Below are 23937 nucleotides of genomic sequence, written 5' to 3' on the forward strand. Positions count from 1 at the left end.
CGATTTTTAATCTTTTTTCGCCGCACCTCTGGACAAGGCGAATCACCTTTGATTCTTTAGTGACGATTCGGAAGTGCGGCGTTGCCGGATCGTCAAGCGGGACAGAAAATCGGGGAGTGCCATTTATGGCGAAGGCGGACGCGTGGGGCGCGCCCGGTGGGACGGCGTTTGAGCGTCGCGAGGCGCGAAACGACGGTCTCGCGGGCAATACGCGGCTCATCGCCGAACCTGCCTACCGACGGCTGCTGGCAGCCGAGCCGCTGTTGCGGCGATCGATACCGGCCCTCATCATCATGTTTCTGTTGATCATCGCAGTACTGCGCTTTCTGTCACTGATGAACGAGCGCGACGAGATCGAGCGCGACGCCAAGGCGATCCTTGCGCTGGCCGCCGGCCAACTGGCCAGTTCGATCGCCGACGCGACCATGGTTTCCGCGCCAGGTGCGATCCAGAACCTGCTGGAGAGCACCGGTCGTCAGGGCGCGATGGGCCGAAGCCACGTACTGGCGATCACCGACAGCGCCTTCAAGATCATTGCCGTATCGCCGCAGTCGATGCACTGGGAGGGCCGATCGCTCGATGGCGTCGTGCAGGGCGGGCAGCCGCTGTTCATGTTCGGCGACCGCGCCGGAGTGATGGAGGTCAGCATCGGCGGACAGGACTGGTACGCGGCAGTGAGCCTGGCGAATGGCCGAAAGGGTGCCGCGGCAGCGTTCGTGCCGCAGGAGGCAGTTTTTGACGCCTGGCGCAAGACGGTCTCACTCAATGTCACGCTGTTCGTGCTGACGGCCGGCGTGCTGATCGTCATCCTTTATGCCTATTTCGGCCAGGCGGCGCGTGCCCAGGCCGCCGACCGCATCTATCTCGAAGCCCACCAGCGCATCGACATGGCGTTGGTGCGCGGCCGCTGCGGCCTGTGGGATTGGGACATGGTGCGCGGCAAGATGTACTGGTCGCGCTCGATGTACGACATGCTGGGCTACGAGCCTTGCGACACGATGCTGTCGTTCGGCGAAGTCGACGAAATCATTCATCCCGAGGACGGCGATTTGTTCGAACTCGCCAACAGGATCGTCGCACGCGAGATCGATCATATCGACCAGGTGTTCCGGATGCGCCATGCCGACGGGCAATGGGTTTGGATGCGCGCAAGAGCACAGGTTATCGACCCGGAAGCGCCGGAGATCCAGCTGATCGGCATCGCCGTCGACGTCACCGAGCAGCGGCACCTGGCGCTGCGCTCCGAAGCGGCGGACCTGCGCCTGAGGACAGCCATCGAAAACATCAACGAATCCTTCGTGCTGTGGGATTCGTCCGAGCGCCTGATCATGTGCAATTCCAAATACCAGCAGGACAACGGCCTGTCGGATCGCGACGTGATGCCGGGCGCCCCGCGCGCCGTGCTGGAACAATGCATGCTGGCCTTCGCCTCGGAGCGGCGGCTTGCCAATACCAACGGACCGCAGGGGGGCGTGACCTTCGAACGCCAGCTTGCCGACGGCCGCTGGCTGCAAGTGAACGAGTTGCGGACAAGGGACGGCGGCACCGTCTCGGTCGGCTCCGACATCACCCAGATCAAGCTACACCAGGAGAAGCTGGTCGACAGCGAGCGCCGGCTGATGGCGACAATCCACGACCTCAGCCTTGCCCGCCGCGCGGAAGAAGAACGGACTCGTGAGCTCGTCGAGCTCAATCGCAAATACATGAAGGAAACCGAGCGGGCCGAAGCGGCAAACCGGGCCAAATCCGAATTCCTGGCCAACATGTCGCACGAGTTGCGCACGCCGCTCAACGCGATCATCGGCTTCTCGGAACTGATGGAACGGCGGCTGTTCGGGCCGCTGGGGTCGCCGCGCTACGAAGAGTATGCCACCGACATCAACGGCAGCGGCAAATATCTTCTCGGCGTGATCAACGACATCCTCGACATGTCGAAGATCGAGGCCGGCCAGTTCGCCCTGGATCAGGAAGAAATCGATCTCTGCCCGCTCATCAGGGAGACGGTTCGCGTCGTCTCGCTGCAGGCGGCGGAAAAGTCGATCACCGTCGAAACCCGCATCGCCGATTCGCTGACGCTGTTCGCCGACCGCAGGGCGATCAAGCAGATCCTCATCAACCTTCTGTCCAATGCGGTGAAGTTCACCGGGCTAGGCGGCCACATCTCGGTCAGAGCCCGCAGCATTTCCAGCGCGCTGATCCTGACGATCGAGGACAGTGGCTGCGGCATCCCGAAAGCGGCGCTGAGCAAGCTCGGACGGCCATTCGAACAGGTGCAAAACCAGTTCTCCAAGAGCCATGCCGGCTCTGGGCTCGGCCTCGCCATCTCGCGCTCGCTGGCCGAGCTTCAGGGTGGCGCCTTGAAGATCCGTTCGACCGAAAGCATCGGCACGATCGTCTCGGTACGCATCCCGATGAAGAAAGTCGCGCAGGCGGTCAGGGCGGCTGCCTGAACGACCAAATAAGTCTCCGGCGGCTCGCGCCGCCGGAGCGGTTGTCAATTCTCACTGCATGCCGTCAGCGCCATCATTACCCTCGCCGTCCCATTGGCGGTGACGGCCGGGACCCTTCGGCAGTTCGTTCTTCTCGATCTTGCCGTCATTGTCACGGTCGAGCATGGCGAACACCTTCTTCTGGCGGCTGGTGATATCGTCGGCGGTCAGGGTCCCGTCCCCCTTGGTGTCGTAGCGGGCGATGATGCGCCTGGCCATCTGCTCGAAGCGCGCCTTCTCCAGCGCGTCGGCGAGCTGTGCCACGGTCAGCTTGCCGCCATTGTCAGCGACCATCTTCTTCAGCCGCGCGTTCATGGCGTCGGAGAACTGGTCGAAGGTGATGGTGCCGTCATTGTCCTTCATGACTTTGCCCAGGCGCATCATCATGCCGCCGCGCGGCCCGGCGCCGGAGTGCTCGTCTGCATAGGCTGCGGTGCCGACGGCGCCGGCCAGGGCTGCGAAAACGAGTGCAAGTCTGGTTGTCTTTCTCATGGTCTTCTCCTGTTGCATCGTCACCCCCGATGCTAGAGCGGCGGACCTTCAATCCCCCGCTCTATCTCTTTGATTGAACATCGGAACCTCCCAGAAAAGGTCGCAATTTTGGGTCCGATGCTCTCGCCCGTACGCTGGTTGCCGTCACGGTTGTTTCGCACGAACCAGAAGGTCGAAATCCTTTCTGACCTTCTGCGATGTCTCCTTGAGATGCCCTTCAAGCACACCGAAATCAGGCAGGTCGGTGACCGCAAGAAGCAGATCGGAAAGCCCTGGCGGAACGTCGTCGCGTTCGAACGCGCCGGTGAGGCAAAGCCGTATCATCTGAGTCAGCGCCAGATAGAGCGAATAGGCATCCACCAGTTCCTGCCTGACCTGGGCGCTGGCGAAATCCGGCGCCAGGCGCGACAGGACCTCAGCCGTGCCGGTGGCCCTGCGGCCGGCTTCGATCTTTCCCGTGATCAGCGCAACCTGGGCAATGAATTCGAGATCTATGAGGCCGCCCGGGATCAGCTTGATGTCCCAAGGATCGCGCGGCGGCTTCTCCTTGTCGACCATGGCGCGCATCTCGGATGCCTCGGCCATCACCTTGGCTGGATCGCGCGGCAGAGCGAGCACTGCGGTAACTTCCTCCTCAACCTCGCGGCAGAGCTCGGCATCGCCACCGATCGTGCGGGCCCGCGCCAGCGCCATATGCTCCCACGTCCAGGCGTCCTGGCGCTGGTACTTCTTGAAGGCATCGACGTGCGTGGCCACCGGCCCCTTGTTGCCGGACGGCCGCAGACGAAGGTCGAGCTCGTAGAGCACACCCTCGGCGGTCGGCGCGGAAACGGCGGCGATCAGCCGCTGCGTCAGCCGGCTGTAGTAATGCGACGGGGCAAGCGGCTTGTCGCCGTCGGACTCCTCGGCATCGGCGTCGTGATCGTAGAGCAGGATGAGGTCGACGTCGGAACCCGCCGTCAGTTCGCGGCTGCCGAGCTTGCCCATGCCGAGCAGTGCGACCCTGCCGCCGGCAATATAGCCATGACGCGACGCGAATTCCGCCGTCACCGCCTGCAACGCCGCCTCGATGGTCAGATCGGCGAGATCGGAAAAGGCGCGGCCGGCGCGCGGCGGATCGATCGACCCTGCAAGCAGCCTGACGCCGATCAGGAATTTTTGCTCCGAAGCAAAGATGCGCAGCCGGTCGAGCACGTCCTCGTAAGCCCTGTCGCCTTCGAGGAAGGCAGCGAGGCGCGCCGACAGATAGGCGCGGTTGGGCAGTTCGCTCAGCAGCGCCGGATCGAGCAGGCCATCGAAGACATGCGGCCGGCGCGTGATGATGGCGGCCAACCGCGGTGCTGCGCCCATGATCGTCGCCATCAGCTTCAGCAACGCCGGATTCGACTGCAGCAGCGAAAACAGCTGGATGCCGGCAGGCAGGCCGGCAAGGAATTCGTCGAAGCGGATCACCGCCTCGTCCGCTCGCCGCGTCTGGCCGAAGGCTTGCAGCAGCGCCGGCGTCAGTTCGGTCAGCCGCTCGCGCGCCTCCGCCGACCGGGTGACGCGGTAGCGGCCGAAGTGCCAGCCGCGGATAACCCGGCAGATGTCGCTCGGCCGCTGGAAGCCGAGCCGCCGCAGGGTCTGCAAGGTATCGGGATCGTCGACGTCGCCGGTAAAGACCAGATTGCCGATGCCGGCCGAAAGCTCCGGCGCGGTCTCGAACAGCGCTGCATAGTGGCGCTCGACCTGATGCAGCGCCGCGCGGAACGTTTCGGCAAAGCCTGCCGCATCGGCAAAGCCCAGCATGCGGGCGACGCGTTCCAGCCCCTCTTCGTCCTCCGGCAGAACATGCGTCTGCTGGTCGGCAACCATCTGGATGGCATGTTCGACGCGGCGCAGGAACCAGTATTGCCTGGTGAGTGCATCGCGCGCGTCGGCGGTGATCCAGCCGCGCGCGGCGAGTTCGCCGAGCATCGGCACGGTCTCGCGGCCGCGCAGTTCGGGAAAGCGGCCGCCGGCGATAAGCTGCTGGGTCTGGACGAAGAACTCGATCTCGCGGATGCCGCCGCGACCGAGCTTGACGTTGTGGCCCTTGACCGCGACCTCGCCATGGCCCTTGTGGGCGTGGATCTGGCGCTTGATCGAATGGACGTCGGCAATCGCCGCATAGTCCATGTATTTGCGCCAGATATAGGGCTGCAGTTCCTTCAGGAACGCGGCGCCGGCGGCAACATCGCCGGCCACCGGGCGAGCCTTGATCATGGCGGCGCGCTCCCAGTTCTGGCCGCGCGCCTCATAGTAGCGCAGCGCCGCCTCGACCGGGATCGCCAGCGGTGTCGAGCCGGGATCGGGACGAAGCCTGAGATCGGTGCGGAAGACGTAACCGTGCTCGGTGCGGTCCTGGAGGATACGGACCAGCCGGCGGGTCAGGCGCGAAAACAGCTCTGTGGCATCGAGCGGATCGACGACGGCAGGCGCATCGGGGTCGAAGAAGACGACGAGGTCGATGTCGGAGGAGAAGTTCAGCTCATGCGCGCCGAGCTTGCCCATGCCGAGCAGAATCCAGCCCGAGCGTCGCGCCGGATTTTTGGGATCCGGCAATCGGAGCTTGCCCTGCTCATGCGCGTCGCGGAGCAGGAAATCGATGGCCGCACGCGTGCAAGCATCGGCAAGGTCGCTCAGTCGCCGCACTGTCAACGAGGTCTCGGCCTCGCCGGCGAGATCGGCCAAGGCGATCAGGAAATGCGCCTCCGCCTTGCATTGGCGCAGCTCCATCATCAGGCTGGTTTCGGAGACGGCCTCTGCGCGTGCTGCCTTGTCGATCGCGGCGCCGATCGATGACAGCCGCGCCTCGACCCTCCCGTCGAAAAGCGCATCGAGTATCCGCGGCCGGCGGCGCGCGGTATCGCGCAGGAACGGCGACAGGTCGAACACAGCGGCGAGGAAATCCTGGACGACCCCCTTGCCGGCGAGAAATTTCGCCAGTCGCGGCAGTTCCTTTTGCCGCGCGGCGTCGGCGATCTCCGACAGTTCCTGCCTGGCGCGGCTTGCATCCAGCGGAACGAGCTCTACCGCCGGCTTCAACAGCCAGTCCGTTTCCAGGCGTCGCACTGCCATCCTCGCAACCATCAGCGATCCTCCCGCCCGGGAAAACTCATGACGACCGACAATCCGGGATTGCCGGGCAGCAGCTCAAGCCGTCCATTGTGGAATGTCATGATCGCCTTGGCGAGACTCAAGCCAAGGCCGGAACCCGGCTGCGAGCGGCTCTTTTCCAGCCGCACGAAACGCTCGGTCACCCTGGCGCGGTCGACATCGTCGGGAATGCCCTGGCCGTTGTCGGAGACGGCGAGTCTGATCTCGCTACCGACACGCTCCAGCGTCACGCGAACCGTAGGCCTGGAGGTCGAGTCGGTCGAATATTTGATCGCATTGTCGACGATGTTGGACAGCGCTTGGCCGATCAGCTCGCGATTGCCGTCGACGACGAAAGAACCTTGCACCGAAGTTTCGAGCGTCACGCCCGCCTCCTCCGCTACCGGCTCGTAGAGTTCGACGACGTCGTGCACGGCAGCGGCCAGATTGACCCTGGTGGTGCTTTCCGAGGAATAGCCGGCCTCCAGCCGCGAAATCATCAGGATAGCGTTGAAGGTCTTTATCAGCTGATCGGATTCGGCGATCGTTCCTTCCAGCGCCTGCCGGTAGTCGCTGGTGTTGTGCTTGCCGGAAAGCGTCGCCTCGGCACGATTGCGCAGCCTGGTCAGCGGCGTCTTCAGGTCGTGGGCGATGTTGTCGGAGACCTGCTTCAGGCCCTCGTTCAGCGTGGCGATCCGGGCCAGCATGGAATTGAGGTTTTCCGACAGCCGGTCGAACTCGTCACCGGCGCCGGTGACCGGCAGCCGGCCGGAAAGATCGCCGCCCATGATGCGGCGGCTCGCCTCCGACACGCTGTCGATGCGTTTCAGCGCCGCGCGCCCGACGAAAAACCAGATCAGCAGCCCGCCGACACCCATCATGCCGAGCGCCAGCATCAAGGCGCGGCGAATGACGGCGCGGAAGCGCTCCGGCTCGCCGAGGTCGCGGCCGACCAGCATGATCATCTGGTTGGGCAGGCGCAGCACCAGAGCAACGGCGTTGTGGCCTTTCTCGCCTTCGGCCTGGACTTCGCTCTGGGCGGGCTCGTTCGGGTCGGAGACCGGGTTGCGCTGCCGCTCGAGTTCGCCCTCACCGAAGCGGCGGTAGGAGAACGGTTCGGTGGTCCAGCCCTCGGCCTCGATCACGCCCGGCTCCAGGCTCTGCACGTTGCCGGTCAGGATCTGGCCGTTGGCATCGGCGATCAGATAGAGATTGGCGCCGGGCTGGCGGGAGCGCTGCTCGACGACGCGGACCAGCAGCGGAAGGCCGCCGCGCTGATAGGCGCGGGCAAGGCCGAGCACCTCGTCGTTGATCGTCTCCTGCGTCTGGGCGGTCAGCATGCGCACCGAGAGCGAGGTCATGTACAAGACCAGCAACACCGCACACAGCGCAAAAAGCAGAAGATAAAGCGCTGAAAGCCGCGCTGCCGTCGTCTTCATGATGGCCGGCACGGAAAGAGCCATGGGGTTCTAGCCGCTTTTCAGCATGTAGCCGGCGCCGCGAACCGTGTGGAGGATCGGCTTGTCGAAGCCCTTCTCGATCTTGCCCCGCAGCCGCGAGATATGAACGTCGATGACGTTGGTCTGCGGATCGAAATGGTAGTCCCAGACGTTCTCGAGCAGCATGGTGCGCGTCACCACCTGGCCGGCATGGCGCATCAGATATTCGAGCAGTCGGAACTCGCGCGGCTGCAGCGTTATCTCGCGCCCGGCGCGGCGCACCGAGTGCGACAGCCGGTCGAGTTCGAGATCACCGACCCGGTAAACGGTTTCGGCTTCCCTGGCGCTGGCGCGGCGGTTCAGCACCTCGACGCGGGCGAGCAGTTCGGAAAAGGCGTAGGGTTTGGTCAGATAGTCGTCGCCGCCGGCGCGCAGACCGGTGACCCGGTCGTCGACTTCGCCGAGCGCCGACAGGATGAGCACGGGCGTCGTGTTGCCTCTGGACCTGAGCCCGGCAATGACGGACAGGCCGTCGCGGCGCGGCATCATGCGGTCAACGACCATGACGTCATAGTCGCCGGAATCAGCGAGCGCGAAGCCGGTTTCGCCGTCGCCGGCGACATGGGCGGTATGGCCGGCCTCGGCGAACGCCTTCTGCAGGTAGTCGGCTGCCTCGCGATCGTCTTCTATGACGAGAATCTTCATAGAACCGTTATACGCGATTTCGCTGGAAGATTGAGTGGCCGGCATACGCATCGTGGCCTTCTCCATGGCGTATCGCGAACAAAGTGATTCAAGGATACGCGGTAAGTCTTTGTTTTAGCATGTCGTAGCCTAAAACCGCTTCACGCTTTGAGCGACATGTTCGAGCGGCAGCGGGCGATGGGAAGCCCGCTGCCGCTGGGGCGGAACACGATGACTGACTAACGTATTCAGGCCCCGTGCTTTCCCGTGCGGCGGCTCGGGGGTGTTGAAAACCGCCGCACCGGAAAAGTCGACCACTAGAGCGCCGCGCGTCCTCTTGGACGCGCGAAGGACGCTCTAGCACCTTGAATCGGCGCATGAGCCTTTCCGAAAACGGAATACGTGTTCGGGGTCATGCGCTCAGCCCTTGGCGACAGGCAGTGCGACGAAGCGGTTGCTGTCGTCGCGGGTGATCTGCATCAACACCGCCTTGCGGCCGGACTTCACCGCGTCGGCCATCGCCTTGTCGACGTCGGCGGTGCCGCTCACTTCCGTCGAATTGACGGAGGTGATGACGTCGCCGGGCTGGATGCCGCGATCGGCGGCATCGCTGTCGGGGTCGACGTCGGTCACCACAAGTCCCTTGCCATTTTCGGACTTGGTAACGGTCAGGCCGAGATCGGCGAGCGTGTCGGTCTTCGGTGCCGGAGCAGGCTGCTGGTCGGCCGAGGCCTGCTTGTCGCTCGACGGCAGCTTGCCAAGGTCGACCTTAACCGCCTCGCTCTTGCCGTTGCGCCACACCGTGACGTCGACCGATTTGCCGGGCGGGTAAGCGCCAATCAGTCGGGCGAGTTCCTTCGGCGAAGCAACGTCCTTGCCGTCCACCTGGGTGATCACGTCACCGGCGGTGATGCCGGCCTTCTTGCCGGGACCGTTGTCCTGCGCGCTGGCAACGAGCGCGCCTTTGCCGGACCCAAGGCCAAGCGACTCGGCGATTTCAGGCGTGACCGGCTGGATTTCGACGCCGAGCCAGCCGCGCTGGACGGTACCGTTCCTCATCAGGTCCTGCACGACCTGCTTGGCGGTCGAAGCGGGAATGTCGAAGGCAATGCCGACGCTGCCGCCCGACGGCGAGAAGATCGCGGTGTTGATGCCGACAACCTGGCCGTTGAGGTTGAAGGTCGGGCCGCCCGAATTGCCGCGGTTCACCGAGGCGTCGATCTGGATGAAGTCGTCATAGGGACCGGCGCCGATATCGCGGCCGCGGGCCGAAACGATGCCTGCGGTAACCGTGCCGCCGAGGCCGAACGGATTGCCGACAGCCACCACCCAGTCGCCGACGCGAACCTTGGAATCATCGGCGAAGTCGACATAGGTGAACCTGTTGCCGTCATCGACCTTGAGCACGGCAAGATCGGTGCGCGGATCGGTGCCGATCAGCTTGGCGTCGAGTTCCTTGCCGTCATTGGTCACCACGGTGAAGGCGGTCCCCTCCTCGACGACATGGTTGTTGGTGACGAGATAGCCGTCATCGGAGATGAAGAAGCCGGACCCTTGCGCCACCGGCCGCGGCTGGTCGTTGTTGCGGTCACGATGTCCAAAACGACGCATTCCGTTCGGGCCTTGGTCGCCAAAGCCGCGGAATTCGCGGAAGAAACGCCGCAGCTGCGGGTTATCGGGAAGATTGCCTAAGCCGTCCTCGTCGTCCATCTGGTCGGAACCGTCATCGGCCGTCGGCTGGATCTTGGCCTTGACGCGCACGCTGACAACCGCCGGCGAAACACGCTCGACCACATCGGCGAAGCTTGGGACCTGCGGTGCCTCGACACGCACGGCGTCGGCCAGCACCGGGGCTGTCCCGGTGGCAACGGCGCCGAAGCCGATCGCGCCGGCAATGGCCAGGGATGCGGCTGCGGCCAGCAGGCGTTTGCGAGTGCGAAGAGATGAATTGGGGGCAACATTCATGGTTCTCGTATCCTCTTTTCAAGGGACGCCCCTTGTTTGGCATCCTCGACAAAGGAAATAGAGAGCCGCACATTACGGCGCCATTTCCGGTACATGAAACTTTCGTAATGTATCGATCAATCGCGGCGGAGCATTGCGTCCAACGCCGCCTGCTCGTCCGCGGTCAGGGCATTGGTCGCCGTCGAGCGGCGCGAGCGGGCGGCCAGCAGGATAAACGTCCCGCCAACGAGCAGCAGAAGAACTGGCGTCCCCCAGAGCAAGACATTGCGCAGATTGAAGCGTGGCTTCAGCAGCACGAACTCGCCGTAGCGCGAAACGACATAGTCCATCACCTGCTGATCGGTATCGCCGGCGACCAGACGCTGGCGCACAAGGATGCGCAGGTCACGGGCGAGATCGGCATCGGACTCGTCGATCGACTGGTTCTGGCAGACCATGCAGCGCAGGCCTTCCGACAAAGCGCGCGCCCTCGCCTCGAGTGCCGGGTCGGCGAGCACCTCGTCGGGCTTGACCGCCTGCGCGGCGCCGGCGAACAACAGCGCCAGCAGCAGGACCAGCGAGGCCAGCGTGCTCCTTCTCATTGCGGGCTCGCCGATGGCATGGCGCCTGCAGGCTTGCGGCGCGACGGTGCGCCGACGCGCAGGCGGCGGTCAAGCAGCGACATCGCCGCGCCCGCCATCATCACCAATCCGCCGCCCCAGATCAGCGTCACCAGCGGCTTCCACCACAGACGAACGACCACCGAGCCATCGCTGCCCTCGTCGCCAAGCGAAAGATAGAGCTGGCTGAAGCCGATCGTCCTGATGCCGGATTCGGTTGTGGTCATCTGGCGCACCGGATACGAGCGCTTGGCCGAGGTGATCTCGCCTGCGACGCTGCCGTCGGCGCCAAGCAGGGCGAAGCGGCCGCGATCCTCACTGTAGTTAGGGCCCTGGGCCGGGTAGAGCCCCTCGAAGCGCAGCCTGTGACCGGACAGTTCGACGGTCTCGCCGGCATGCATCGACAGGATTTTTTCGGTGCCGAAGCAAAGCGTGCCGACAATGCCAAGCGTCGTCAGCCCGAGACCGAGATGCGCAAGCGCTGTGCCGAAGACCGAGCGCGGCAGGCCGGCGAAGCGCCTGAGCATGGTGGCGAGCGCGACGGTGCCGAAGCCGGATTTGACGCCGAGATCGGTGAGCGCACCGCAGATTAGCCAGAAGGCAAGGCCGACACCGAGCGCTGCGAATACCGATGCGCCATCGATGAACAAGGCCGTCACCAGTACGGCGAGCAGCGCCGCCGCGAAAGCCGCCATCAGGCGCTGGGCGACCGCGAAAATGTCGCCGCGCTTCCAGGCGAGCAGCGGCCCGAACGGCACGACGACCAAGAGCGGCACCATCAGCGGGCCGAATGTCAGGTTGAAGAACGGCGCGCCGACCGAAATCTTGTCGGCCGAAAGCGCCTCGACGGCGAGCGGGTAGAGCGTGCCGACCAGCACGGTGGCGGTGGCGGTGGTCAGGAACAGATTGTTCAGGACCAGCGCGCCTTCGCGCGAGATCGGGTGAAACAGGCCGCCGGCCGTCAGCCGGGAGGCGCGCAAGGCAAACAGCGCCAGCGAGCCGCCGATGAACAGCGTCAGGATGCAGAGGATGAAAACGCCACGCGTCGGATCGTTGGCGAATGCGTGCACCGAGGTCAGCACGCCGGAACGCACCAGGAAGGTGCCGAGCAGCGACAGTGAGAAGGTCAGGATCGCCAGAAGCAGCGTCCAGATCTTCAGCGCCGAGCGCTTTTCCATGACGATCGCCGAATGCAGCAGCGCCGTGCCCGCCAGCCACGGCATGAAGGATGCGTTCTCGACCGGGTCCCAGAACCAGAAGCCGCCCCAGCCGAGTTCGTAATAGGCCCAGTAGGAGCCCATGGCGATGCCGCCGGTGAGGAACATCCAGGCGACCAGCGTCCATGGCCTTACCCAGCGCGCCCACGAAGCGTCGATGCGGCCCTCGATGAGGGCGGCGACCGAGAAGGAAAAGCAGATCGAGAAACCGACATAGCCGAGATAGAGCAGCGGCGGATGGATGGCGAGGCCGAGATCCTGCAGGATCGGGTTGAGATCGCGTCCCTCGATAGGCGCCGGATTGAGCCTGACGAACGGGTTCGACGTCGTCAGGATGAACAGCAAGAACGTGGCGCCGATCGCTCCCTGCACGGCAAGCACATTGGCCCGGAGCGTCGCCGGAAGATTGCCGCCGAAAACGGCGACAAGCGCGCCGAAGAAGGTCAGGATCAGCACCCAGAGCAGCATCGAACCTTCGTGATTGCCCCAGGTTCCGGTGATCTTGTAGATCAGCGGCTGCAGCGAATGCGAGTTCTCCCAGACGCTCTCAACCGAAAAATCGGACCCTGCATAGGCGGTCGCCAGCGCTACGAAGGACAGCGCCGTCAAGGCAAAGCCGGTCAGCGCGGCGGGTGCGCCGACGGCCATCATCTTGTGGTTGCCGGTGCGCGCGCCGAACATCGGCACCACCGTCTGCACCAGGGCCAGCGCAAACGCCAGGACCAGGGCGAAATGTCCGGTTTCAACCATTGTCGCCGCACCCGCTACTCACTCTTGCTCTCCTGCCACACGCCCTTGGCCTTGAGGCCGTCGGCCACCTCCTTGGGCATATAGGTCTCGTCATGCTTGGCGAGCACGCTGTCGGCGACAAAGATGCCGTCGGGGCCAAACGAGCCTTCGGTGATCACGCCCTGCCCTTCCCGGAAAAGGTCGGGAAGAATGCCGGTATAGGTGACCTTGACGTCCTTCTGGTTGTCGGTCACCGAAAAGGCGACGGTGGCGCCTTGGCTACGCTCTACTGTGCCTTTTTCGACGAGGCCGCCGAGCCTGATGCGCTGGCCCGGCTGAAGGCTGGCGGTGGCCAGATCAGCCGGCATGTAGAAATAGGAGGCCTTCTGGCCAAGCGCACAGAAGGTCAGCCCGGTGGCAACACCGAGAAACCCCAGCCCTGCGGCGATCACCGACAGTCGTTTCTGCTTGCGCGTCATCGTCTACTCCGTCGCCGTCACGCCGAGCGAGGCAGCAAAGGCGGTGAATTTCCTGGCCTGGTCACTGTCCGCGCCAAAGACGGCGATACCGCGATTGAGCGCGTCACGCGCCTGATCTGTCTTGCCCAGCACGACATAAGAACGAACGAGCTGCATCCACCCTTCCTCGTCGCGCGGATTTTGCCGAAGCTTTTCATCGAGGCTGGCAACCATAGTGCTGATCATGGCTTGCCGGTCCTGCGGCGACATCGAGGAGGCAGCATCGATATCCTCGGCGCTCGGTCCTTTCGCGGGCGCTCCGGAAGCGACGCTGCGGGCGGCGGATTCGGCCAGCGCCTGCTCGACGGCGCCGCGCCACGGCGAGCCCTGCGGCAAGGCGGCCAGCATCTTTTGCCAGGCCGCCGTGGCTTCAGCTATGCGGCCCTCCTGTGCCATGCCCATGGCGAGATAGAACGCGGCCTTCGGATTGGCCGGATCGAGCTTCAACGCCGCCTCGAACGCCGCCTGCGCTTCGGCCGAGACAATGCCGCCGGCCGCATTGGCTATCGCCTCGCCAAGACCCGCCTGACGGGCAGCGCTGTCGCCGTCGAGGCGGATGGCGTTGCGATAGGCGGTCACCGCATCGGCGTATCGCTGCCTGCGCAGATAGACCGGCGCCAGAACGTCCCAGCCACGGCCATCGGATGGGTTGGCCGCCAGGTGCGCCTCGGCGCGGGCTATCAGCTCGTCGACCGAGCTGTCGGCGGGGTTCTTGGCCAGGCGTTCGCTGAGTGGCTGCGATGGCAGGTCGGGTGAGCCGAGCTGGCCATAGAGGCCCCAGCTGAGCAGCGGAACCACCAGCACGGCAGCCGTCGCCACCAGTCTTGTCGACCGCGACGGCTGCGTCGCCGTCTCGCCGGCCTGGCCGGCATTGCTCAGGCGAAGGATGCGGCGGGCGATTTCGGCGCGAGCCTCTTCGGCCTCCATCGGCTGGATCAGGCCACGCGCCATATCGCGGTCAAGCTCGGCCAGCTGGTCGCGATAGACTTCAAGGTCGTGATCGCCGGCAGCGGACGCGTTCTTCGATCCACCGGCCAACGGCAGCAGCACCGCCAGGCTTGCGCCCAGCGTCAGGATTGCGGCTATGACCCAGAACAGCATGGCTCTTCCAATAGAACGAGACCCCTGCCCTGCCAACACAAGCGTGCTGCGACGCTTTGGCGGAAACGGCCGGACCAGCTACGTCAGCGGCGTCCAGCTGCCGTCGGCATTGCGGCAGGCGGTTCCGCGCGCGGTGGCGCCGGCGGTGCCGGTAAACACCGTATGGGTGTATTGCCGGCAGTCCTGCGATCCGACGCGATAGGGCTGGGCGGCAACCACTTCGCCGCGATGGGCCGAACTGTCGCTCTTCCAAGCCACTTTCTGGCCGCTCGCCGTGTATTCAAGCGCCTTGTATTCCGCCTCGAGCGCGCTGCGTTTCTCGGTCTCGCTCAGGCCGGCGCCGATAGAGCCGCCGACGAGGCCGCCGCCCATGGCGGAGATGATCGTCGTCGCCACCTTGGCGCCGCTGGGGGGCGTGGCGGCCGGCGTTACCGTAACGGCCGGGCCCTTGCTGAGCGTTGTGCAGCCGGAGACGGCGAGCAGGGCGGAAACGAGCGCGACGCGAATCTTCATGCCAATACCGGCTTTCTTGAGCTGGACCGCCGCGCTGTCAGCAGGCTGGCGCGGCGATAATGTCGATGTTTGTCGGAAATTTGGCCGCAGCCGGCCACCTGGAAAAGCATTACTGAAGGCTCCGCAATCGAACCATCGCCTTCAATCCACCCATGACGGATCGTTCCAGCGCCAGAGAGCCTCCATACTCGTTGACAAGGTCGGCGACAATGGCAAGTCCGAGCCCGCTGCCCGGTTTTGTCTCGTCGAGACGCCGGCCGCGCTGCAATACCTCGCGCGCCTTGTCGTCGGGAATGCCGGGGCCGTCATCCTCGATGGCTATCTCGAATAGATTGGCCGCGCCCTCCTTGCTGGCGCCACCCTTGCTGGAGATTGGCTTCACGGAAACGGCGACCGCGCTCCTTGCCCATTTCATCGCATTGTCGAGCAGATTGCCGAGCAACTCCTCCAGGTCCTCGCGTTCGCCGGCAAAGACGATGTCGGTGGCCGGCAATGACAGCGACAGCGCCGTCTGCGGGTTAAGCTTCTGCAGCACCCGCACCATGCGCTGGACCAGCGGTATCACCGGCGTTCGGTAGACGACGCTGTCGCGCTGCGCGGCGACGCGGGCACGTTGCAGATAATGGTCCACTTGCTTCTGCATGGAAGCAGCCTGCTCGGCGATCAGCTGCCCCTTGGCGCCACCCAGCGCCCGCGCCTCGTTGAGCAGCACGGCAAGCGGCGTCTTCAGCGAGTGCGCCAGGTTGCCGACCTGCGTGCGCGACCGCTCGACGATACGCCTGTTGTTCTCGATCAGCGCATTGGTCTCGTTGGCGAGCGGCTCGATCTCGGCCGGGAAACGGCCGTCGAGGCGTTGCGCGGTTCCTTCGCGCACCATCGCAAGCGCATTCCTGACCCGGCGCAGCGGCTGCAGGCCGAGCAGGATCGCAATCGCGTTGATGGCGATCATGCCGACGCCGAACAGCGACAGATAGGTCAACAGGCGCCGCTGGAAGGTAGCGATTTCCTGCTCGAGCTCGGTCTGGTTGCCCATGACACGGAAGCGCGCGGCGCGATTTTTCGCATCGAGGACGAACTCGCTCTCGAACACCTCCAACTGCTCGCCTTCGATGCCATCCGCTGAATAGCTGCGCTGGAAGCTAGCATTGAAGGGCACCTCGGCAACGCTTGGCGACGGGATCGCCTTGGTCATCGACGACGAATGGAGATCGCCGTGCACGCCTTCCGAGGCGGGCTCGACCGACCAGTACCAGCCGGAATTCGGCTCCGAGAACCTCAAATCGCCGAGGTCGGGGGCGCCCGTCAACTGGCCGCCTTCGGAAACGCCCACCGAGCCGATCAGGTTGAACAGATGCGCCGAAAGCAGGCTGTCGAAACCGCGCTCGCTGGCCTGGCGATAGAGCGTGGTGATCAAGGTGAAGATGACGACCAGAGTGAGGATCGCCCAGACCGTCGAAAAGGCGATGACGCGAAACGCCAGCGAACGCGGCCATGACCGCAGCGACGGCGTGTTCGAGACGGCGGGTTTTGTAGTCAGCGGTTCCGCGTTACGCCTCCGGCTTACGCATGCGGTAGCCCATGCCGCGAACGGTTTCGATCATGTCGATGCCCATCTTCTTGCGAAGCCGTCCGACAAAGACCTCGATCGTGTTGGAATCGCGGTCGAAATCCTGGTCGTAGAGATGCTCGACCAGTTCGGTCCGGGACACCACGTCGCCCATATGGTGCATGAGGTAAGCAAGCAAGCGGAATTCGTGCGAGGTCAGCTTCAGCGGTACGCCGTCGACGTCGGCTTTGGAGGCTTTGGTGTCGAGACGCAGCGGCCCGCAGGTCAGCTCGGACGAGGCATGCCCGGCAGCGCGCCGGATCAGAGCGCGCACCCTGGCCAGAATTTCCTCGATGTGGAAGGGTTTGGTGACGTAGTCGTCGGCGCCGGCGTCGATGCCGGCAACCTTGTCGCTCCAGCGGTCGCGTGCCGTCAGGATCAGCACCGGCATCTTGCGGCCGCCGCGCCGCCAGCGCTCGACCACGCTGATGCCGTCCATCTGCGGCAGGCCGATGTCGAGCACCACGGCATCGTAGGGCTCGGTGTCGCCGAGAAAGTGCCCTTCCTCGCCGTCGAAAGCGCGGTCGACGACATAGCCGGCATCGACCAGCGCGTCGCCGATCTGCCGGTTGAGATCCTTGTCATCTTCGACGACGAGTACGCGCATGCGGAAGGCCTGTTGAAGCTGTTCAGATATAGGCCGATTCCGGCAGACTGGGAAACGGCACGGTTCAGTTCAGCGGAACGACGATCTCTGAGCGACGGGGACGCTGCCCGTCCTTGCCCGGAAGGAGCACGACGATGACGCAGACCGGCTGGCCGCCGCGTGTCGACTGCGAGGCCTTGGCCAAGGTGCCGCCATTCTGCTCCGCCACCTGCTGGCCGATCGCGTAGCAGTCGGACGCGGCGAGGACGACCGGCTGGGGCTGCTCGGGGGTGACAGCGGGGATCGCCATCGCTTGCGACGCAAGCAGGCCGGCGGCTGAGAGCGCCAGTGCCGCGGTCCGGAAGTGGGAGCGAAGGGTTTTCATGGCCAGCGTTCTAACGCGCCGGTGCTGAACGTGATATGAACGGTGAACGCTCGAATGCATGCCCGCCACACCCCTGAAGCGCGAGATTACCGGATTGCCATTTCGCCGCCCATCCCGCGAAATTGCCAAGTTTAACCTAGCCCTCCGATCCTCCGCCGACAACCGGGCATCGTTTGGCGGTGAAAGGCAATCGCTTTAGGTTTGCCCCGACTTCGACAATCGATCCGGCAACCGAAGGCAGATTCAGCCGAACCAACCGGAAATAAAAAACCCGCTCTGCGACGGGTCATTGGCGCCAATCAGCACCATAGCCAGATTAGTAGCATAGCTGCCGGCACAAAGCAAGAACAAAATTGCCCGATTTTCACGGAAAGTGCCCGACGGTCAGCCGTCTTCCTCGATCACGGCGTGGAAGCGCAGCAGCCCGTGATGGGCCGAAAGGTCCTCGTCGTAGCGGGCTTCGGCGAATTCGAGCTTGAGATGGGCGCGACGATGTTCGCCAAGCGAGAGCGCCGCATCTCGCAGGCGGGCGCTGACCAGGTCCATGATGTCGGTGGTTTCGTTGCTGGCCTCGGATTTCGACCAGACATGCAGCGTCAGCAACTGCTCGGCGTTGTTCTCCGTCCCTGTTGCCCAGTCGTAGACGCTGGTGCGGCCGACGGTCATATGGGGAAACGCAACATTCTCCGGCGCACGGTCGAACAATTGTGCGTCGCCCAGTGCCGCCGATAAATCTGGATCGTCGTTCACTGCCTCGAATATGGCCTTCTGCAATTCGACGGCCGGGGCGGTCATTGTCTTTGCCCTCGCCCGTCGCGTCGACCTCCCGGCTGCGTAGCTGCGTTGCATGACGGCATCCCGGCAAAAGCGCGAATCAGCGCGTCTCATACGGATTATGAACCTTCATGACCTCGGGAATAAGCCCTGCTCCTGGAATGCGCGACGCCGCAGCCGTCCGCGTCACGGACCCGTGACCGGCTGAACGGTCGCGACGTCAAACGGCGAGCGAAGTCGGACGCCCTGAGAAAGCGTCTTGTGGACGGATCGCGACTAGCGAAAATCCGCCGCAGTCAGCACATATATGCTCCTGCGGGTGCGGGCATAGGCATTCCTGGCGACATCGTGGATCGAGTTGGAAGCCGTGTCGAAGGCTGCCAGGTAGGTAGCTTCTGAGGCCGCCGTTCCCGGCTGCATCTTGGAGATGGCATCGGTAGCGACAGAGAAGGAAATCTGGAACATGCCGTCATGGCCGACGAAGCGGATGCGTTTGCTTGCCTCGTCGTAGCTGCGGCTGGGATTGGGAAATGTCAGGCTCATGATTTCGCCTCCATCGATGCGGATACGGCCTTCTTGACTGCCCGTGACGCCCGCTTCTTCTTTGCGGCGACCGGATTCAGAGCTTCCGCCGCGCGGTCCGCCTCTTCCTTGGCCAGTCGCAATTCCCTCAGCCTTGCCGTTTTGATGCTCCTAGCCTTCGCCTCCGAGAGATATTCGGCAGTTGCTTTGTTCCGTTCCGCCGTCTTCTTCTGGTTTTCCATGAAGCGAGCCTGAGCTTTTTCCATGATGTTCTGATTGCCTTCGGCCATCGGTAAAATCTCCCTTGCAGCGAAAGTCATGGCTGTGAACTTCATCGTAAATAGGTGTTCAAAGACAGAAATTCAATTTCAATAATATTCGGCAAGGCCCGAACACAGGGGGATGGCCAGGCAAGATAATAAATTCAATATTTGATGTGCCCTATGAATATTTTTTGGCACTCCTATCAATCGAGTGCCAAGGCGCCTATAGAGAGGGGCGGCCGCCTAAGCCGGCCCCAGAAAGAGTCCCCATGAAATTCCGGCCACTCCACGATCGCGTCGTCATTCGGCGCGCCGAAAGCGACACCAAATCCAAGGGCGGCATCATCATCCCCGACAATGCCAAGGAAAAACCGCAGGAAGGCGAAGTGATCGCCGTCGGGCCGGGTGCGCGGGACGAAAGCGGCGCGTTGATCCCGCTCGACGTCAAGGCCGGCGACCTCATCCTGTTCGGCAAATGGTCCGGCACCGAGGTCAAGATAGACGGCGAGGACCTTCTGATCATGAAGGAGGCCGACATCATGGGCATCATCGACAAAAGCGAGATGGGCACCGTCGATAAGACCGTGGCTGCCAAGAAGGCCGCCTGATTGGAAGGCCGCGCGCCCTCCCGCGCGCGCAAAGGACGCTCCGAGCTTTGATTCAGGCGCTGCAAGCGCCTTGCCACGACAACCGAACTGGAAAAGATCATGTCTGCCAAGGAAATCAGATTCTCCACCGACGCGCGTGACCGCATGCTGCGCGGCGTCGAAATCCTCAACAACGCCGTCAAGGTGACGCTCGGCCCCAAAGGCCGCAACGTCATCATCGACAAGGCCTACGGCGCGCCGCGCATCACCAAGGACGGGGTGGCCGTGGCAAAGGAAATCGAGCTTTCCGACAAGTTCGAAAACATGGGCGCACAGATGGTGCGCGAAGTGGCCTCGAAAACCAACGACCTCGCCGGCGACGGCACCACCACCGCCACGGTGCTTGCCGCTTCCATCCTGCGCGAGGGCGCCAAATTCGTTGCCGCCGGCATGAACCCGATGGACCTCAAGCGCGGCATCGACCTTGCCATCAGCGCCGTCGTAAAGGAAATCCAGGCCCGAGCCAAGAAGGTCAAGTCCTCAGGCGAGATCGCGCAGGTCGGCACCATTGCCGCCAATGGCGACACCAGTGTCGGCGCCATGATCGCCAAGGCGATGGACAAGGTCGGCAATGACGGCGTCATTACCGTCGAGGAGGCCAAGACCGCCGAAACCGAGCTAGACGTCGTCGAAGGCATGCAGTTCGACCGCGGCTATCTCTCGCCCTATTTCGTCACCAATGCCGAGAAGATGCGCGCCGAGCTGGAAGACCCTTACGTCCTCATCCACGAAAAGAAGCTCGGAAATCTGCAGGCCCTGCTGCCCATCCTCGAAGCCGTGGTGCAAAGCGGGAGGCCGCTGTTGATCATCTCCGAGGACGTCGAGGGCGAAGCGCTGGCAACGCTGGTCGTCAACAAGCTGCGCGGCGGCCTCAAGGTAGCGGCCGTCAAGGCGCCTGGCTTCGGTGACCGCCGCAAGGCGATGCTGGAAGACATCGCCGTGCTCACCGCCGGACAGATGATTTCCGAGGATCTCGGCATCAAGCTGGAGAACATTACCATAGACATGCTCGGCCGCGCCAAGCGCGTGCTGATCGAGAAGGACACCACCACGATCATCGACGGCGCCGGCGAGAAGACCACCATCCAGGCGCGCGTCCAGCAGATCAAGGCGCAGATCGAGGAAACCACGTCCGACTATGACAAGGAGAAGCTGCAGGAACGTCTCGCCAAGCTGGCGGGCGGCGTTGCCGTCATCCGCGTCGGCGGCGCCACCGAATCCGAGGTCAAGGAAAAGAAGGACCGCATCGACGATGCGCTGAACGCCACGCGCGCGGCCGTTGAAGAAGGCATCGTTCCGGGCGGCGGTGTCGCGTTGCTGCGCGCCAAGGCTGTGCTGAACGGGATGACCGGAGCCAATGCCGATGTGACGGCGGGCATTTCGATCGTGTCGAGAGCGCTCGAAGCGCCGATCCGGCAGATCGCCGAGAATTCCGGCGTCGAAGGTTCGATCGTCGTCGGCAAGCTCGCCGACGGCAAGGATCACAATCAGGGCTTCGATGCCCAGAACGAGGTCTATGTCGACATGATCAAGGCCGGCATCGTCGACCCGGCGAAGGTGGTACGGACGGCGCTGCAGGACGCGGGCTCCATTGCGGCGCTTCTGATCACGGCGGAAGCCATGATCACCGACGTTCCGGCGAAGGAAGCCGCTGCTTCGCCCGGCGGCATGGGCTATTGACCAGCCACTGCCGGAAACAAGCCTGAAAGACAGCCGCCGGGTATCCCCGGCGCGCACCATCGGCAAGGAGATCGATCAATGATCGCATTCGTCCCGAAGCCAAATGCAGCGGCGAAAATCGAAGTGGCCGAGGAAAGCCGCTTCGATCGCATTCGCAGGCTTGCCGACAAGCACAGGAAAGCCAACGCCGGTATGATAGGCCGCGACCCGAAAAAGATCGCGGACAAGCGTCCCATGTGACGCTGCCGATCCTCAGCACCCACGCAAGCGCGGAACCTTCATCGCCCTTGTAGGCAGCACCAAAATGGACGAATAGTCTTGAAAGGCGCGCCGCCGTGAAATTGCCGGCATGCGGTTTCTCAGTTGGCGGCGTCCCCGCAGCCGGATCCTGGAATGGCCAGTCCTTTGGAACCACGCAAGAGAAGAGGTCCGATCGCCGCAAGGCTGCTGGCGGTGGATGCGTGGATCGATTCCTCTGCCTACGAAATCGGCTTCAGGGCGCGCCAGTTCTGGGAGGCGGCCACCATCTTCTCGCGGCGTTTCCGCGTCGGCGGCTGGCGCCGCGGCCTGATCGAACTGTTGAGTGAAGGCTTTACGCTCGGTGCCGGCGGCATCGTCGTCCTTTTGGCGCTGGCCTTGCCGGCCTTCCAGATAACCGCCGGCGACTGGCGCACGCAAGGCGACTTCGCCGTCACCTTCCTAGACCGCTACGGCAACGAGATCGGCCAGCGGGGCATCATCCAGCGCGATTCGGTGCCGGTCGACGAGATGCCCGACCATGTCATCAAGGCGGTGCTGGCCACCGAGGACCGCCGTTTCTTCGACCATTACGGCATCGATGTGCTCGGCCTGTCGCGGGCGATATTCGAGAATGTGCGGGCCAATTCCGTCGTCCAGGGCGGCTCGAGCATCACCCAGCAGCTGGCCAAGAACCTGTTCCTGACCAACGAACGGACCTTCGAGCGCAAGATCAAGGAAGCCTTCCTGTCGCTGTGGCTCGAAGCCAATCTGTCGAAGAAGGAAATCCTGCAGCTTTACCTCGACCGCGCCTACATGGGCGGCGGCACTTTCGGCATCGAGGCAGCAGCCGATTTCTATTTCGGCAAGAGCGTCAAGGACCTGAACCTTGCCGAGGCGGCGATGCTGGCCGGCCTGTTCAAGGCGCCGACCAAATACGCGCCGCACATAAACCTGCCCGCCGCCCGTGCGCGGGCCAATGTGGTACTGTCCAATCTGGTCGATTCCGGCTTCATGACCGAAGGCCAGGTGCTGCAGGCAAGATTACACCCGGCCGAAATCGTCGACCGCGGCGAGCAGAAGAGCCCCGATTATTACCTCGACTGGGCCTTCGACGAGGTCAAGAAGATCGCCGCCAAAGGCGGCCCGCACTCGCTTGTCGCCCACACCACTTTCGACGCCAACATCCAGAAGGCGGCCGAAGAATCGATGGAGTTCCACCTCCGCCAGTTCGGCAAGGAATACAACGTCACCGAGGGCGCCATCGTCGTCATCGAGACCAACGGCGCCGTCCGGGCGATCGTCGGCGGCCGCGACTACGGCGCCAGCCAGTTCAACCGCGCCACCAAGGCACTTCGCCAGACCGGCTCCTCGTTCAAGCCCTATGTCTATGCGACGGCGATGGAGCATGGCTTCACGCCGGATTCGGTGGTGTCCGGCGGACCCATCTCCTGGGGCAGCTGGTCGCCCCACAATTACAATGGCGGGTCGGCCGGCAAGGTGACGCTGATCACGGCGATGGCCAAATCGATCAACACCGTGCCGGTGCGGCTGGCCAAGGATTATCTCGGCATCAAGCCGATCAAGGCGATGGCCGAAGCCATGGGCGTCGAGTCGCCGCTGGAATCGCACAAGACCATGGTGCTCGGTACATCGGGCATGACTGTGATGGACCAGGCGACGGGCTACAGCGTGTTCGCCCAGAACGGCTTTGCCGGAACCCGGCACGGCATAAGCCAACTCTTCAACCGTACCGGCGAGGTGGTCTACGACTTCGCCAAGGACGCGCCGCCGCCGCACCGGGTGCTGTCGGAGCAGGCGCTCAAATACATGAACACCATGCTGGCGGCGGTGCCGGTGATCGGCACGGCCCGGCGCGCGGCCCTTCCAAACATCGTTGTCGCCGGCAAGACCGGCACGACGCAGTCCTACCGCGATGCCTGGTTCGTCGGCTTTACCGGCAACTACACAGCCGCCGTCTGGCTCGGCAACGACGACTTCACCGCGACCAACAAGATGACCGGCGGCACGCTGCCGGCAATGGTGTGGCAGCGGCTGATGCTCTATGCGCACCAGAATATCGACCTGAAACCGATCCCCGGTATCGATCATCCTTTCGTCGATGCCGAAATCGCCGCCAAGGCCGAGGAAGCGGAAAAGAAGAACGCCGAACAGGCAGCAGCCGACGCCGCCGCCGAGCGTCCGCCGGTGCTGTCCAGCCGGACCACCCGGACCCTGAAAGAACTCACCAGGCTTTTCCAGGCGGCACCCGTGCTCGACGCGCCCGCTGCACCGGAGACCCTGTCGGCGCTGTGACGGCCAATTCCGCGGGGCCGCTTGCCATAAGCCCCTGCGCCGAGATATCCCCGGGCGG

21 protein-coding genes are annotated in these 23937 nt (G+C 63.8%); 5 read left to right on the forward strand and 16 right to left on the reverse strand.

The window, feature by feature from the left end; genetic code table 11:
• Window positions 1-125: 125 nt before the first annotated feature.
• The gene (locus tag NKJ12_RS26470; RefSeq protein ID WP_352706084.1) at window positions 126-2450 is read left to right on the forward strand and encodes a PAS domain-containing sensor histidine kinase; all 2325 of its coding nucleotides are present in this window, start codon (window positions 126-128) and stop codon (window positions 2448-2450) included.
• 51 nt (window positions 2451-2501) lie between these two features.
• Here NKJ12_RS26470 and NKJ12_RS26475 read toward each other — a convergent pair whose 3' ends face one another.
• The 16 genes from NKJ12_RS26475 to NKJ12_RS26550 all read right to left on the reverse strand — a co-directional run bounded on the left by NKJ12_RS26475 (window position 2502) and on the right by NKJ12_RS26550 (window position 19026).
• Entirely contained in the window at window positions 2502-2981 is a 480-nt protein-coding gene (locus NKJ12_RS26475) for an EF-hand domain-containing protein (protein WP_352507496.1), read from the reverse strand.
• Window positions 2982-3125: 144 nt separating this feature from the next.
• Window positions 3126-6092 carry a bifunctional [glutamine synthetase] adenylyltransferase/[glutamine synthetase]-adenylyl-L-tyrosine phosphorylase gene (locus NKJ12_RS26480; protein ID WP_352706086.1) on the reverse strand — a complete coding sequence of 989 codons (2967 nt, stop codon included), beginning with the start codon at window positions 6090-6092 and terminating at the stop codon, window positions 3126-3128.
• The gene (locus tag NKJ12_RS26485; RefSeq protein WP_352690014.1) at window positions 6092-7561 is read right to left on the reverse strand and encodes a sensor histidine kinase; all 1470 of its coding nucleotides are present in this window, start codon (window positions 7559-7561) and stop codon (window positions 6092-6094) included. Before NKJ12_RS26485 ends, NKJ12_RS26480 begins: the two co-directional genes overlap by 1 nt.
• Window positions 7562-7567: 6 nt before the next feature.
• Window positions 7568-8242, reverse strand: coding sequence for a response regulator transcription factor (locus NKJ12_RS26490; RefSeq protein ID WP_254819962.1), 675 nt, complete (start codon window positions 8240-8242; stop codon window positions 7568-7570).
• A gap of 399 nt (window positions 8243-8641) precedes the next feature.
• Window positions 8642-10186, reverse strand: coding sequence for a Do family serine endopeptidase (locus NKJ12_RS26495; protein WP_352690015.1), 1545 nt, complete (start codon window positions 10184-10186; stop codon window positions 8642-8644).
• Window positions 10187-10302: 116 nt separating this feature from the next.
• Complete coding sequence (locus NKJ12_RS26500) at window positions 10303-10767, reverse strand: cytochrome c-type biogenesis protein (RefSeq protein WP_352647241.1); 465 nt, start codon at window positions 10765-10767, stop codon at window positions 10303-10305.
• The gene (locus tag NKJ12_RS26505; protein WP_352706088.1) at window positions 10764-12752 is read right to left on the reverse strand and encodes a heme lyase CcmF/NrfE family subunit; all 1989 of its coding nucleotides are present in this window, start codon (window positions 12750-12752) and stop codon (window positions 10764-10766) included. Before NKJ12_RS26505 ends, NKJ12_RS26500 begins: the two co-directional genes overlap by 4 nt.
• A 14-nt stretch (window positions 12753-12766) precedes the next feature.
• Window positions 12767-13210: a cytochrome c maturation protein CcmE gene (gene ccmE / locus NKJ12_RS26510; RefSeq protein WP_352706090.1), complete on the reverse strand. Its 444-nt coding sequence runs from the start codon at window positions 13208-13210 to the stop codon at window positions 12767-12769.
• Window positions 13211-13213: 3 nt separating this feature from the next.
• Window positions 13214-14350 (reverse strand): c-type cytochrome biogenesis protein CcmI, encoded by a 1137-nt coding sequence (gene ccmI, locus NKJ12_RS26515; protein ID WP_352706092.1) that lies wholly within the window; start codon window positions 14348-14350, stop codon window positions 13214-13216.
• A 78-nt stretch (window positions 14351-14428) separates the two neighbouring features.
• Window positions 14429-14863: an RT0821/Lpp0805 family surface protein gene (locus tag NKJ12_RS26520; protein ID WP_352690020.1), complete on the reverse strand. Its 435-nt coding sequence runs from the start codon at window positions 14861-14863 to the stop codon at window positions 14429-14431.
• Between the two features lie 109 nt (window positions 14864-14972).
• Complete coding sequence (locus NKJ12_RS26525; protein WP_352706146.1) at window positions 14973-16400, reverse strand: ATP-binding protein; 1428 nt, start codon at window positions 16398-16400, stop codon at window positions 14973-14975.
• Window positions 16401-16410: 10 nt separating this feature from the next.
• Entirely contained in the window at window positions 16411-17076 is a 666-nt protein-coding gene (locus tag NKJ12_RS26530) for a response regulator transcription factor (RefSeq protein WP_352588745.1), read from the reverse strand.
• Window positions 17077-17140: 64 nt separating this feature from the next.
• A complete protein-coding gene (locus NKJ12_RS26535; RefSeq protein WP_352647230.1) occupies window positions 17141-17440 on the reverse strand; it encodes a hypothetical protein in 300 nt (99 codons plus the stop codon).
• Window positions 17441-17824: 384 nt separating this feature from the next.
• Window positions 17825-18235 carry a DUF3168 domain-containing protein gene (locus tag NKJ12_RS26540; protein ID WP_352706094.1) on the reverse strand — a complete coding sequence of 137 codons (411 nt, stop codon included), beginning with the start codon at window positions 18233-18235 and terminating at the stop codon, window positions 17825-17827.
• Window positions 18236-18490: 255 nt separating this feature from the next.
• Window positions 18491-18757, reverse strand: a complete 267-nt coding sequence (locus tag NKJ12_RS26545) for a DUF1488 family protein (protein WP_254819951.1) — start codon at window positions 18755-18757, stop codon at window positions 18491-18493.
• Entirely contained in the window at window positions 18754-19026 is a 273-nt protein-coding gene (locus tag NKJ12_RS26550; protein WP_352647226.1) for a hypothetical protein, read from the reverse strand. The genes NKJ12_RS26545 and NKJ12_RS26550 overlap by 4 nt, the downstream gene beginning before the upstream one ends.
• A gap of 242 nt (window positions 19027-19268) precedes the next feature.
• Here NKJ12_RS26550 and NKJ12_RS26555 point away from each other — a divergent pair, with 242 nt between their 5' ends.
• The 4 genes from NKJ12_RS26555 to NKJ12_RS26570 all read left to right on the forward strand — a co-directional run bounded on the left by NKJ12_RS26555 (window position 19269) and on the right by NKJ12_RS26570 (window position 23879).
• Entirely contained in the window at window positions 19269-19607 is a 339-nt protein-coding gene (locus NKJ12_RS26555; RefSeq protein WP_352479528.1) for a co-chaperone GroES, read from the forward strand.
• A gap of 99 nt (window positions 19608-19706) precedes the next feature.
• Window positions 19707-21326, forward strand: coding sequence for a chaperonin GroEL (groL, locus tag NKJ12_RS26560; protein ID WP_352690028.1), 1620 nt, complete (start codon window positions 19707-19709; stop codon window positions 21324-21326).
• Window positions 21327-21404: 78 nt separating this feature from the next.
• Entirely contained in the window at window positions 21405-21566 is a 162-nt protein-coding gene (locus NKJ12_RS26565; RefSeq protein WP_352479526.1) for a hypothetical protein, read from the forward strand.
• 153 nt (window positions 21567-21719) lie between these two features.
• Window positions 21720-23879: a transglycosylase domain-containing protein gene (locus NKJ12_RS26570; protein ID WP_352690030.1), complete on the forward strand. Its 2160-nt coding sequence runs from the start codon at window positions 21720-21722 to the stop codon at window positions 23877-23879.
• Window positions 23880-23937 lie beyond the last annotated feature (58 nt).

Source organism: Mesorhizobium sp. M0195 (genome assembly GCF_040322115.1).
Classification (GTDB): Bacteria; Pseudomonadota; Alphaproteobacteria; order Rhizobiales; family Rhizobiaceae; genus Mesorhizobium.

Excerpts from the sequence above, each read along its gene's own strand:
- NKJ12_RS26520 (WP_352690020.1), bottom strand. The coding sequence starts at position 14,863 with ATGAAGATTCGCGTCGCGCTCGTTTCCGCCCTGCTCGCCGTCTCCGGC.
- ccmI (WP_352706092.1), bottom strand. The coding sequence starts at position 14,350 with ATGCTGTTCTGGGTCATAGCCGCAATCCTGACGCTGGGCGCAAGCCTG.
- NKJ12_RS26500 (WP_352647241.1), bottom strand. The coding sequence starts at position 10,767 with ATGAGAAGGAGCACGCTGGCCTCGCTGGTCCTGCTGCTGGCGCTGTTG.
- NKJ12_RS26495 (WP_352690015.1), bottom strand. The coding sequence starts at position 10,186 with ATGAATGTTGCCCCCAATTCATCTCTTCGCACTCGCAAACGCCTGCTG.
- NKJ12_RS26480 (WP_352706086.1), bottom strand. The coding sequence starts at position 6,092 with ATGGTTGCGAGGATGGCAGTGCGACGCCTGGAAACGGACTGGCTGTTG.
- NKJ12_RS26570 (WP_352690030.1), top strand. The coding sequence starts at position 21,720 with ATGGCCAGTCCTTTGGAACCACGCAAGAGAAGAGGTCCGATCGCCGCA.
- NKJ12_RS26475 (WP_352507496.1), bottom strand. The coding sequence starts at position 2,981 with ATGAGAAAGACAACCAGACTTGCACTCGTTTTCGCAGCCCTGGCCGGC.
- NKJ12_RS26470 (WP_352706084.1), top strand. The coding sequence starts at position 126 with ATGGCGAAGGCGGACGCGTGGGGCGCGCCCGGTGGGACGGCGTTTGAG.
- groL (WP_352690028.1), top strand. The coding sequence starts at position 19,707 with ATGTCTGCCAAGGAAATCAGATTCTCCACCGACGCGCGTGACCGCATG.
- NKJ12_RS26555 (WP_352479528.1), top strand. The coding sequence starts at position 19,269 with ATGAAATTCCGGCCACTCCACGATCGCGTCGTCATTCGGCGCGCCGAA.
- NKJ12_RS26540 (WP_352706094.1), bottom strand. The coding sequence starts at position 18,235 with ATGACCGCCCCGGCCGTCGAATTGCAGAAGGCCATATTCGAGGCAGTG.
- NKJ12_RS26565 (WP_352479526.1), top strand. The coding sequence starts at position 21,405 with ATGATCGCATTCGTCCCGAAGCCAAATGCAGCGGCGAAAATCGAAGTG.
- ccmE (WP_352706090.1), bottom strand. The coding sequence starts at position 13,210 with ATGACGCGCAAGCAGAAACGACTGTCGGTGATCGCCGCAGGGCTGGGG.
- NKJ12_RS26550 (WP_352647226.1), bottom strand. The coding sequence starts at position 19,026 with ATGGCCGAAGGCAATCAGAACATCATGGAAAAAGCTCAGGCTCGCTTC.
- NKJ12_RS26505 (WP_352706088.1), bottom strand. The coding sequence starts at position 12,752 with ATGGTTGAAACCGGACATTTCGCCCTGGTCCTGGCGTTTGCGCTGGCC.
- NKJ12_RS26485 (WP_352690014.1), bottom strand. The coding sequence starts at position 7,561 with ATGGCTCTTTCCGTGCCGGCCATCATGAAGACGACGGCAGCGCGGCTT.
- NKJ12_RS26490 (WP_254819962.1), bottom strand. The coding sequence starts at position 8,242 with ATGAAGATTCTCGTCATAGAAGACGATCGCGAGGCAGCCGACTACCTG.
- NKJ12_RS26545 (WP_254819951.1), bottom strand. The coding sequence starts at position 18,757 with ATGAGCCTGACATTTCCCAATCCCAGCCGCAGCTACGACGAGGCAAGC.
- NKJ12_RS26535 (WP_352647230.1), bottom strand. The coding sequence starts at position 17,440 with ATGAAAACCCTTCGCTCCCACTTCCGGACCGCGGCACTGGCGCTCTCA.
- NKJ12_RS26530 (WP_352588745.1), bottom strand. The coding sequence starts at position 17,076 with ATGCGCGTACTCGTCGTCGAAGATGACAAGGATCTCAACCGGCAGATC.